The sequence below is a fragment of the uncultured Enorma sp. genome (genome assembly GCA_905210055.1).
Taxonomy (GTDB): domain Bacteria; phylum Actinomycetota; class Coriobacteriia; order Coriobacteriales; family Coriobacteriaceae; genus Enorma.
Map to the genome: position 1 here is coordinate 1 of CAJLVH010000054.1, position 11,167 is coordinate 11,167.

Genomic DNA, 11,167 nt, shown 5'->3' on the forward strand with positions numbered 1-11,167 from the left:
TGCGTTACAACCCGCATAAGGACGATACGGATCTCGGGCTCGCGCTTTCCGAGGCGGCTGCTCGCTATCCTGGTGTTTTGCTTCACGTCACGTGCCTATCTGGCGGCAATCCCGATCATGCCCTTGCGGTCTTAGGCCGCCTTGCGACCTGGCCCTATGGCGTCGAATGGATTGAAGACGGCTTTGAGGGTCGCATTTTGCAAGCGGGAATGGAATGGGCGATTACCGGTGCCCATGGGGCGCGGTTCTCGTTCGTACCGCTCAGCGCCGATGGCACCGAGGTGTCTGAGGAGGGCATGCGCTGGGAACTTGACCACGCCCGCGTTCCGCTGCTCGCCGATCTGGGCATCTCGAACGTCATCGAGACGGACCCCGCGCGCCGGCACCATCGCCTGCTGGCTCTTCCGCGTGTAAAATTACCCCAGGGACTTTTTTACATTGCCCCGTACTCGCAACGAGCTAAAGGCTCATTCACAGCGCAATGTAAAAAAGTCCCTGGGGTAATTTTACACGGGGAGCCGCAACGGCTTCGATGATCCGCTCGCGACTCCCGTAAACGCAGGGAGCGCCGACCGTATTCCCGAGCGATTCCGCAGCCAAGCGAGGGAAACGGTCGGCGCTCCCGGTCGACCCCGTTACCGCGTCAAGTTTACTGATAATCGAAGACGTCGATCCAGCTCATGAGGAACTCCTCGTTCACCTTGCGGCCGCGTGCGAGCTCGGAGGCGGCGATGACGGGCAGCCACTGGCGCACGACCTGCTTAGGCATGTCGGCGCGCTCGCAGTACACGTCGAGGTACGCCTCGGCCTGCTCCTTGCTGTTCAGCGAGAAGAGCAGGTAGGTCATCGCGACGTCGGCGGCAGCGGCGCCCTGGGTGGCATGTGCCCAGTCGCACACGGAAAGCGTGCCGTCTTCGCCCACGATCACGTTCGAGGGGTTGAAGTCGCCATGGCACACGCTCGCGCCCTTCTTGAGGCCGTCGAGGCGCTCGAGCAGGTTGTAGCGGGTCGTGGCGTTGATGGCCTCGAGGCCGTTGATCATGCGGGCGTACTTCGGTCCCTGGAGGTTGAGGAGCGGCGACGAGTAGTTGTGGATCTCGATCTGCAGATCGACGAACTGCTCGAGGTACTCGCCGAAACGCTGGGGCTCGGCCTCGATCTTCTCGGCGAGGGTCACGCCGGGAACCTTGGTGGTGATGAGCGCCCAGCCAGCCTCTTCGCCCTCAAGCTGCGTCACCTCGAGCGCACGCGGGCTGCGGATGCCGCACTCGTTGATGCGCGCGAGATTCAGCGCCTCATTGAAGACGTCGGAGACGGGCTTGGTCTCGTTGAAGACCTTCGCGATCTTATCGCCCAGGTCGTAGACGACCTTGTTGCCGCGGCGGGCGATTTCGATCTTGGAATCGGGGAGGATCATAGCGATACCATCCTTTCTTTGGGTGAACCTAGTTCCATGGTACCCATTGGCACAGAGCGCCGTCCGCAAACGAGGCGAACGGCGCTCTGCATTAGGTGAGCGAAGGGCACGCTTAGGTGCCAGCGCTAGTTACGCCTCGTAGGACTGGGGCTCGCGGCCGTAGTAGGCGTCGAGGTACAGCTCCTTGATCTCGGAAATGAGCGGGTAGCGCGGGTTGGCGCCGGTGCACTGGTCGTTGAAGGCTTGCTCGCTCATCTCGTCGAGCGTGTCGAGGAAGTACTTCTCGTCCACGCCGTACTCGGCGATGGTCTTCTTGATGCCGATGGTGTCCATGAGGTCCTCGAGCTTCTTGATGAAGTTCTCGAACACCTCGGCGTCGTCCTTGCCGGTGCAGCCGCAGTACCGGCCCATCTCGGCGTAGTCGTGCAGCGCGTGCGGGTACTGGTACTGCGAGAACGTGCCCATCTTGACGGGCTTCTCGGCCGCGTTGTAGCGCATGACGCGGGTGAGGATGACCGCGTTGGCGAGACCATGGGGCAGGTGATGGAAGGCGCCGAGCTTGTGGGCCATGGAGTGGTTCACGCCGAGGAAGGCGTTCGCGAAGGCCATGCCGGCGAGGCAGGAGGCGTTGTGCATCTCCTCGCGGGCGTGCGGATCCGAGGCGCCCTTCTCATAGGCGGCCGGCAGGTTCTCGAAGACGAGCTTCGCGGCGCGCATGGAGAGGCCCTTGGTGTAGTCGGAGCTCATGATCGAGACGAAGGACTCGATGGCGTGCGTCATGACGTCGATGCCGGAGGCGCAGGTGAGGCCCTTCGGCGCGGTCATGGCGTTGTCCACGTCGACGATGGCCATGTTCGGCATGAGCTGGTAGTCGGTGATGGGCCACTTGATGCCGGTCTCGGCGTCGGTGATGATGGCGAAGGGCGTCACCTCGGAGCCCGTGCCCGACGAGGTCGGGACGGCCACGAAGTAGGCCTTCTTGCCCATCTCGGGGAAGGTGTAGACGCGCTTGCGGATGTCCATGAAGTCCATGGCCATGTCCTCGAAGTTCGCCTCGGGGTGCTCGTACATGAGCCACATGATCTTGCCGGCGTCCATGGCCGAGCCGCCGCCGACGGCGATGATGAGGTCGGGCTCGAACAGGCGCATGCGCTCCACGCCGCGCTCGGCGTCCTGCAGGCGCGGGTCGGGCTGGATGTCGTAGAAGCAGTCGTGCGCGACGCCCATCTCATCGAGCTTGGCCTCGATGGCGCGGCAGTTGCCGTTCTTGTACAGGAACTGGTCGGTCACGATGAAGGCGCGCTTCTTGCCCATGGCGCGGCCGAGCTCCTCGAGCGCGACGGGCGTGCAGCCCTTCTTGAAGTAGACCTTCTCGGGAGCGCGGAACCACAGCATGTTCTCGCGGCGCTCCGCGACGGACTTGATGTTGAGCAAGTGCTTCACCCCAACGTTCTCGGAGACGGAGTTGCCACCCCAGGAGCCGCAGCCCAGCGTGAGCGACGGCTTCATGGCGAAGTTGTAGAGGTCGCCGATGCCGCCCTGGCTGGAGGGCGTGTTGATCACGATGCGGCAGGCCTTCATGGTCTGCTCGAAGAGCGCGATCTTGTCCTTCTGCGCGGGGTGCACGTAGAGCGACGCGGTGTGACCGGGGCCGCCGGCGAGCACGAGGTGCTCGGCCTTGTCCACGGCCTCCTGGAAGTCCTTCGCGTGGTACATGGCGAGTACGGGGGAGAGCTTCTCGTGGGAGAACTCCTCCTTCAGCGGGTCGGTCGAGGTGACCTCGGCGATGAGGATCTTGGTCTTGGCGGGCACCTCGATGCCGGCGAGCTCGGCGATCTTGGCCGCGGGCATGCCGGGGATACGGTGGTCGAGGGCGCCGTTCTTGAACATGGCCTCGCGCAGAGCCTCGAGCTCCTTGCCCTTCTTCACGAAGTAGCAGCCGCGACGCTTGAACTCGGCCTTGACGTCGTCGTAGATGGAGTCGAGAACGGTCACGGACTGCTCAGAGGCGCAGATCATGCCATTGTCGAACGTCTTGGAGTGGATGATGGAGTTCACGGCGTTCAGGATGTCGGCCGTGTCGTCGATGACGACAGGGGTGTTGCCGGCGCCGACGCCGAGGGCGGGCTTACCGGAGGAGTAGGCGCTCTTCACCATGCCGGGGCCACCGGTGGCGAGAATGATGTCGACATCGCTCATGAGCTTTGCGGTGAGCTCAAGCGTGGGCTGATCGATCCAGCCGATGATGCCCTCGGGCGCGCCGGCCTTGACGGCGGCCTCGAGCACGACCTTCGCGGCAGCGATGGTGCACTGCGCGGCTGCGGGGTGCGGCGAGATGATGATGGCGTTGCGGGTCTTCAGGCAGATGAGCGTCTTGAAGATGGCCGTCGAGGTGGGGTTCGTGGTGGGGATGACCGCGCCCACGATACCGATCGGCTCGGCGATCTTGGTCATGCCATAGGCCTCATCGCGTTCGATGACACCGCAAGTCTTCGTGTTCTTGTAGGCGTTGTAGATGTACTCGGCTGCGTAGTGGTTCTTGATGACCTTGTCTTCGAGCACGCCGCGCTTCGTCTCCTCGACCGCCATCTTGGCGAGCGGGATGCGCTGCTTGTTGGCGGCCATGGCGGCCTCGAAGAAGATCTTGTCCACCTGCTCTTGCGTGTAGGTGGCGAAGACCTTTTGGGCCTCGCGCATCTGCACGAGCTTCGCCTCGAGGGCGTCGACGGAGTCGATGGCCTCAGGGGCAGAGGATGCCTTTTTCACCATGTGTCTCTCCTTGCGTATGGTGACTTATCCTACAGCCACGATTTTAGCAAGATATTTCTCGGTGAACGGTAAGATTCCGGTAAATGGTAAATTTAAGCGTTTCAAATATTTTTAACGCTTCAATTTTTGTCAGCCTGCTGAGCAGGAAAAATGATTGCGCTTGAACGGTGACAATTGCGAGAGCGCCAGCGAATAACCGAGGCGCGACAGGACGACGATGCAAACAGAAAAGCGCGCCCCGAAGGACGCGCTTTCAAGCACAAAGATAATCCCAAGGAGAGGGAATGCTACGAACGAGCAACCTTGCCGGACTTGAGGCAGGTGGTGCAGACGTTCATCTTCTTGCGCTGGCCGTCGACCACGCAGTAGACGCGCTGGATGTTGGGACGGAACTTACGGTTGGTCACGCGGTGGGAGTGGCTGATGGAGCGACCAGCAACGGGGTGCTTACCGCAGACTTCGCAAACTTTGGACATATTCAAACCCTCCTTGGGTGGTCTGGAACTATCCGGCTGAACAAACAGATAGGAACTATAGCACAAATGAAGCAATATACGTGCAATCTTCATGAAGAGATTTTCTGGACTTGTGACCACGTCGTTCAAATGACGCCGCAGGCGCGAGATGGCGTCGTAAAGATGCTGCCCCGTCCGGCGTGAAGCGATGTCTTGGGGGATGGAATGAAGAAGATGTGTCCTGGCGAGAGAATCGCGAACTCGACGGGTTGCGTGGGCGGCGTGGGGTAGAAACACATGATGCGCGTCGCGCCTTACGGCGTGGCCTGTGGCACGCCCCTTGACGCGTATATACATATTAGTATCTGCTTCGCATCTCGGTAGGATCGCCCCGCGCATCGCACGCGGCGATACGCCGCTATCGTCGGCGGGACCACCGCCGTGCGCAGAATCGCTCGGAACCAGGAGGATGTCCGTTGAAGATCTTCAGATTCCTCAAAGGCCATGTGCTCAACCTCTTCATCGCGCTTGCGCTTCTCTGCGCGCAGGCCAATTGCGAGCTCACCTTGCCCGGTCTCATGAGCGACATCGTGGATGTGGGTATCAGCCAGGGGGGCATCGAAAGCGTCGTGCCTAACGAGATCCGCGCTGACGACCTTGCGAAACTCGAGCTTTTCCTCACTGAAGACGAAGCGGCTCAGGTCGAGGCGGCGTATAGCGAGGGCACCGGCGAAGAGGTGCGCGCCTTCACGGGAGACGATGCCACGCGGCGGGAGCTCGAGAACTTCCTGGGCGAGGCGGAGATGGTCGTCTACCAGCTCGAGCAGGGCATTCCGCTCGAGACATGGGCTGCAGGCGAGACGGCGGAAACGATCGAGCTCCTGCGCCAGTCGGTCGGCGATACGGTCGACCTCGATGAGCTGCTCGAGATGGGGCAAGCGTTTTACGCGGCGGAGAGCGGAGAGTCGCTTGTGCTCGAGCCGGGAAGCTTGGCCGTCTTGCGCAGCTCCTTCGCGGACGCGCTCGGTTCCATGGGCGACAGCCTTGCGGAATCGCGCGCCATCGCCTACGTGCGCAGCGTCTATGAGCGCGCCGGCGTCGACCTCAACCAGGTGCAGACCGACTATCTCTTCGGCCAGGGAGCGACCATGCTCGCATTCGCGCTCTTCTCCGCTCTCTGCGCCATCCTCGCTGCGTTCAACGCATCGAAGACCTCGGCTGCCATCGCGCGCGACCTGCGTCACGACCTCTACGAGCGCGTGCTCGACTTCTCGCCCGCCGAGATGAACAGGTTCTCGGCCGCATCCCTCATCACGCGCGCCACGAACGACATCCAGCAGATCCAGATGGTGCTCGTGATGTGCATGCGCATCGTGCTCTTCGCGCCGTGCATGGGTATCGGCTCGCTTGTGCGCGTGCTCTCGAACCCGGTGGGACTCGAGCCCATCCTTGTGGCGGCGGTCGCTGTTATCGCCGTCGCGATCGGCGTGCTCATGGGCGTCACCATGCCCAAGTTCCGCATCATGCAGAAGCTTGTGGACCGGAACAACCTCGTCGCGCGCGAGATCATCACGGGCATCATGCCCATCCGCGCCTTCGGTCGCGAATCGTTTGAGCAAGATCGCTATGACCAGGCGAACCGCGAGCTCACGCGCACCTACATCTTCACGAACCGCTGCATGTCCGTGCTCATGCCGGTCATGCTCATCGTGATGAACGCTTCCACCGTGGCGATCGTGTGGTTCGGCGGGCTGGGCGTAGACGCCGGTACCATCATGGTGGGAGATCTCATGGCGTACATCAACTATGTCATGCAGGTCATCATGAGCTTCATGATCATCACTATGATTTCGGTCATGCTGCCGCGCGCCGACGTCGCGGCAGAGCGCGTGCAGGAGGTGCTCGCTACCTGTTCGAGCATCGAGGATCCGGCGCCGGGCGCGCGCGTCTCCCGCGAGGGCGAGGAGGGTTGGCGCGGCGTCGTCGCCTACAACGATGTGACGTTCACCTACCCAGATGCGGACGTTCCCACGCTCGAGCACGTGAGTTTCACGGCGGAACCGGGCAAGACCACGGCGATCATCGGCTCCACGGGCTGTGGCAAGTCGTCGCTCGTGCAGCTTCTGCCGCGCCTCTACGATGTCACGCAAGGCTCTATCACGCTCGACGGAGTAGATATTCGAAAGATCGGCCTCGAAGAGCTGCGCCGTCAGATCGGCTATGTGCCGCAGAAGCGCATGCTCTTCAGCGGCACCATCGAGAGCAACATCAAATACGGCGACCCTGCGATGCCGGACGAGGACATGTTCCGTGCCGCCCAGATTGCGCAGGCAACGGAGTTCATCGACGCCAAGCCCGATGGGTACCAAAGCCCCATCGCTCAAGGCGGCTCGAATGTGTCCGGCGGCCAGAACCAGCGCCTCTCCATCGCACGTGCTCTTGCCATGCGCCCCCGCGTGCTCGTGTTCGACGACAGCTTCAGCGCGCTCGATTACAAGACGGATGCGACGCTTCGAGCCGAGCTCGCGGAGCGCGCCGGCGATGCGGCGGTGATCATCGTCGCCCAGCGCATCGCGACGATCATGCACGCCGAGGAGATCATCGTTCTCGACGACGGCCACGTGGTGGGCAAGGGCACGCACGAGGAGCTCCTGCGTAGCTGCCCGGCGTACCTCGAGATCGCTAAGAGCCAGCTCTCTGCCGCCGAGCTCGGGCTCGACGAGCCGACGCAGGCGGACGCGGCTGCAGATGCGGTCGCTAGGGAAGGAGGTGAGCGCTGATGCCAGGGCCCATGGGAAGGCGCGGGCCTGCCGCCGAGCGCGCCAAAGATTTCAAAGGCACCATCAAGCAGCTCGTCTCCTATATCGCTCATGAGCGCATCGCGCTTGTCGTCGCGATCGCGTGCGCGGTAGGCTCCGTGGTCTTCAACGTCATGGGGCCGAAGATCCTCGGCCAGGCGACGACGAAGCTCTTCGAGGGCATCGCGAGCAAGGTCGCCGGGACTGGCTCGGTCGATTTCGAGGCTATCGGCCGCATCCTCGCGACGCTCATGTGCCTCTACATCACGTCGGCGTGCCTGAACCTTCTTCAAGGCTGGCTCATGACGGGCATCACGCAGCGCGTGTGCTATCGCCTGCGCCGCGAGATCATCCAGAAGGTCGATCGCATGCCGCTCGGATACTTCGAGACCAACTCCGTGGGCGACGTGCTCAGCCGTGTGACGAACGACGTCGATACGCTCGGGCAGTCGCTCAACCAGAGCGTCACGCAGCTCATTACCTCCATAACCCAGCTCATCGGCGTGACGGTCATGATGCTCTCGGTGTCGGTCGTGCTCGCGGGCGTGACGTTTCTCACCGTGCCCGTCTCGCTCGTGCTCGTGGTGCTCGTGGTGCGCGCCTCTCAGCGCTACTTTCGCCGCCAGCAAACGCTCCTGGGTCGCGTGGACGGCATCATCGAGGAGAGCTTCTCCGGACAGAACGTCATCAAGGTGTTCAACCGCGAGCAGCGCGCGGTCGCCGAGTTCGATGTCGAGAACCGAGGCCTCTTCGATTCCGGCTGGCGCTCGCAGTTCCTCTCCGGACTCATGCAGCCCATCATGAACTTCGTGGCGAACCTGGCGTATGTGGCCGTCGTGTCCGTCGGCGCGTTCCTCGCGATCGCGGGCGCTATCACCGTCGGCGATATCCAGGCGTTCATGCAGTACGTCCGCAACTTCACCCAGCCTATCACCCAGCTCACGCAGGTCTCGAACATGCTCCAGATGCTCTCTGCGGCGGCAGAGCGCGTCTTCGAATTCCTCGCCGAACCCGAGGAACGCGCGGACGCTCCTGCTCGTGAGCTTCCCCCCTGCACGGGAGCCGTCTCCTTCGAGCGCGTGCGTTTCGGCTATGTGCCCGAAAAGACGATCATCCACGACTTCACCTGCTCGGTTGAGCCGGGGCAGACGGTAGCGATCGTGGGACCCACCGGCGCGGGCAAGACGACGCTCATGAAGCTTCTCATGCGCTTCTACGACGTGAACGGGGGCTCCATCTCCATCGACGGTATCGACGTGCGCGACCTTCCGCGCGCCGAGCTCCGTCGCAACTTCGCCATGGTGCTGCAGGATACGTGGCTCTTCAAGGGTTCGATTCTGGAGAACATCCGCTATGGCCGCGCCGATGCCACCGATGACGAGGTCCATGCCGCCGCTCGGGCTGCGCTCGCCGACCACTTCATCCGCACGCTTCCCGGCGGCTATGAGTTCGAGCTCAACGAGGACGCCTCAAACGTGAGCCAAGGCCAGCGCCAGCTGCTCACCATCGCCCGCGCCTTCATCGCGGATCGTCCCATCCTCATCCTGGACGAGGCGACCTCGAACGTAGACACGCGCACCGAGGAGCGCATCCAGCGTGCCATGGATGCCCTCATGCAGGGGAGGACGAGCTTCGTGATCGCGCACCGGCTCTCCACGATCCGCAGCGCCGACAAGATCCTCGTGCTGCGCGACGGCGACATCGTGGAATCCGGTACGCATGAAGAGCTGCTCGCTCGGGGCGGTTTCTATGCCGAGCTCTACAACGCGCAGTTTGCGGAAGATGGCGGGGAGGAGTAGGCGAAGGCCGTCGCCGAAGCGATCGGTGCCGATTCGCGAAGAAGCCTACGGCGCTGCCTCGCTCATCGTTTCTAACAATCATCGAAGGATGAGTTCACGTTTGCTTGGGAACGCGAACGAATCCTTCGATGATTTTGTTCAAAGCGCGTCGTCAAGCCAATTCGGTGTCTGTGAGATGCGACGCTCCTTCGCACCATCCCGCTTTTGACGCGAGCGCGTGTTCCGTCGATGGCGTTCTTGCGCTGAGCCTGCACGAGGCGGCGCATCGTAGTAATATATCCACGATTACTCACGGAAACCGATGCCTGCGCATCAGATAAGGAGATTCCCGTGCCTGAAATCGTACCTGGAACGCTGAGCGTCTCGAATGATGTCATCGCCGATATCGCCGGTTACGCAGCCATGTCGTGCTATGGCGTGGTTGGCATGGCCGAGCAGCTGCAGGGCGCCGAAAGCGTGCGCCTGCTCGCCGGTCAGCGTCTGCGCAAGGGCGTGCTCGTCGCAGCGGGCGAGAACGGTCTCGAGGTCGATCTGCACGTCGTGCTCGAAGATAGCGTGAACATGAAGTCCGTGTGCGCGAACCTTTCGAGCGCCGTGGCGTTCACGCTGCAGGAGGTAGCCCAGATCGATCCTGCGAACCTCAAGGTCGTCATTCATGTTGACGCCCTCAAGAACCGCAGCTAGCCTGCGTGCGAACGAGTACTCCCACAAGATTGACGGAGATTGTGCCGATGATTGCGAAGACCATTCGAACCTGCTTTCCCATCGCCGCCGCTGCGGTTTCCGATAAAGCGAAGGATATCAACAAGCTGAACGTGTTCCCGGTGCCCGACGGAGACACCGGAACGAACATGTCCCTCACGCTCGCCTCGGTGGTGCGCGAGCTCACCGCGCTCGGCGCCGACGCCGACATGGAGGCCATCGCCGCTGCGATCACGCACGGATCGCTCATGGGCGCCCGCGGCAACTCGGGCGTCATTACCTCGCAGATCCTGCGCGGCGCCGCGGAGGGTCTTGTGGGCGCTTCCGAGCCCGCGACCTCGGCCGATGTGGCCGCTGCGCTCCGCAATGCCGTGAAGGTCGCCTTCAAGGCCGTTCGCAAGCCCGTCGAGGGCACGATCCTCACGGTGCTCCGCGACATCTCGACCCGCGCGGATGCCTGTGCCAAGGCGCGCGAGTCGGTGGAAGACACGCTCGATGCCATCGTCGTCGAAGCCTACGAGTCCGTCGCCCGCACGCCCGACCTGCTTCCTGTGCTCAAGGAGAACGGCGTCGTGGACTCCGGTGCATTCGGCTTCGCCATCTTCCTCGAGAACTTCGTCGCGGCGGCGCTCGGCCGCTCCACGGTGAAGGTCGAGGATTTTCAGGCGTCCTTCGATGTCGATTCCGCCCGCGAGGGCGCGCTCGCCCAGGTGAAGATCGAGGCGAACGACGACTGGGAGGGTTCCGAGTACCGCTACTGCAACGAGTTCCTCTTCAAGGCGGATGCTCCCTTCGACGAGGACGAGTGCCTGAAGTTCCTCGCCTCCATGGGTGACTGCGAACTTCTCGTGGGCGCGTATCCCGATTACAAGATTCACGTGCACAGCAACACGCCGAACCTCGTGCTCGAGCATATGCTTCAGCTCGGCCAGGTCTATGAGGTCTTCATCCACAACATGGATATGGAAAGCGCCGAGCGTACCGCGAACATCCATGCCGACCAGGACGCCGCTCCCGCTGCGCCGCCCAAGCCGCTCGGCTTCGTGGCCGTGGCCGCCGGTTCCGGCGAGGCAGAGATTTTGAAGTCTCTCGGCGTCGACGAGATCGTCTCTGGCGGACAGACCATGAATCCCTCGACGGCGGACCTGCTCGAGGCTGTGTCGCGCGTGAACGCCGAGGCCGTCATCATCCTGCCCAATAACGGCAACATCCGTATGGCTGCCGAGG

At 62.5% G+C, this 11,167-nt stretch carries 7 protein-coding genes and 1 pseudogene; 5 read left to right on the forward strand and 3 right to left on the reverse strand.

Features of this window, described 5'->3' with window-relative positions; genetic code table 11:
- Nucleotides 1-536: pseudogene (locus QZ079_RS04950) on the forward strand (hypothetical protein); the annotation flags it as partial.
- Between the two features lie 113 nt (nucleotides 537-649).
- Here QZ079_RS04950 and QZ079_RS04955 read toward each other — a convergent pair.
- The 3 genes from QZ079_RS04955 to rpmB all read right to left on the reverse strand — a co-directional run bounded on the left by QZ079_RS04955 (nucleotide 650) and on the right by rpmB (nucleotide 4,662).
- Nucleotides 650-1,417 (reverse strand): aminoglycoside phosphotransferase family protein, encoded by a 768-nt coding sequence (locus QZ079_RS04955; protein ID WP_297035859.1) that lies wholly within the window; start codon nucleotides 1,415-1,417, stop codon nucleotides 650-652.
- A gap of 129 nt (nucleotides 1,418-1,546) precedes the next feature.
- Nucleotides 1,547-4,186 (reverse strand): bifunctional acetaldehyde-CoA/alcohol dehydrogenase, encoded by a 2,640-nt coding sequence (adhE, locus tag QZ079_RS04960; protein ID WP_297035862.1) that lies wholly within the window; start codon nucleotides 4,184-4,186, stop codon nucleotides 1,547-1,549.
- 287 nt (nucleotides 4,187-4,473) lie between these two features.
- Nucleotides 4,474-4,662 (reverse strand): 50S ribosomal protein L28, encoded by a 189-nt coding sequence (gene rpmB / locus QZ079_RS04965; RefSeq protein WP_291288587.1) that lies wholly within the window; start codon nucleotides 4,660-4,662, stop codon nucleotides 4,474-4,476.
- Between the two features lie 455 nt (nucleotides 4,663-5,117).
- Here rpmB and QZ079_RS04970 point away from each other — a divergent pair, with 455 nt between their 5' ends.
- The 4 genes from QZ079_RS04970 to QZ079_RS04985 form a co-directional block, all read left to right on the forward strand.
- Nucleotides 5,118-7,421 carry an ABC transporter ATP-binding protein gene (locus tag QZ079_RS04970; RefSeq protein WP_297035867.1) on the forward strand — a complete coding sequence of 768 codons (2,304 nt, stop codon included), beginning with the start codon at nucleotides 5,118-5,120 and terminating at the stop codon, nucleotides 7,419-7,421.
- Nucleotides 7,421-9,238: an ABC transporter ATP-binding protein gene (locus QZ079_RS04975; protein WP_297035870.1), complete on the forward strand. Its 1,818-nt coding sequence runs from the start codon at nucleotides 7,421-7,423 to the stop codon at nucleotides 9,236-9,238. Before QZ079_RS04970 ends, QZ079_RS04975 begins: the two co-directional genes overlap by 1 nt.
- A gap of 330 nt (nucleotides 9,239-9,568) precedes the next feature.
- Nucleotides 9,569-9,922 carry an Asp23/Gls24 family envelope stress response protein gene (locus tag QZ079_RS04980; RefSeq protein ID WP_273343429.1) on the forward strand — a complete coding sequence of 118 codons (354 nt, stop codon included), beginning with the start codon at nucleotides 9,569-9,571 and terminating at the stop codon, nucleotides 9,920-9,922.
- Between the two features lie 47 nt (nucleotides 9,923-9,969).
- On the forward strand, nucleotides 9,970-11,167 hold a 1,198-nt coding region (locus QZ079_RS04985), incomplete at its 3' end, for a DAK2 domain-containing protein (protein WP_297035876.1).

Excerpts from the sequence above, each read along its gene's own strand:
- adhE (WP_297035862.1), bottom strand. The coding sequence starts at position 4,186 with ATGGTGAAAAAGGCATCCTCTGCCCCTGAGGCCATCGACTCCGTCGAC.
- QZ079_RS04955 (WP_297035859.1), bottom strand. The coding sequence starts at position 1,417 with ATGATCCTCCCCGATTCCAAGATCGAAATCGCCCGCCGCGGCAACAAG.
- QZ079_RS04975 (WP_297035870.1), top strand. The coding sequence starts at position 7,421 with ATGCCAGGGCCCATGGGAAGGCGCGGGCCTGCCGCCGAGCGCGCCAAA.
- rpmB (WP_291288587.1), bottom strand. The coding sequence starts at position 4,662 with ATGTCCAAAGTTTGCGAAGTCTGCGGTAAGCACCCCGTTGCTGGTCGC.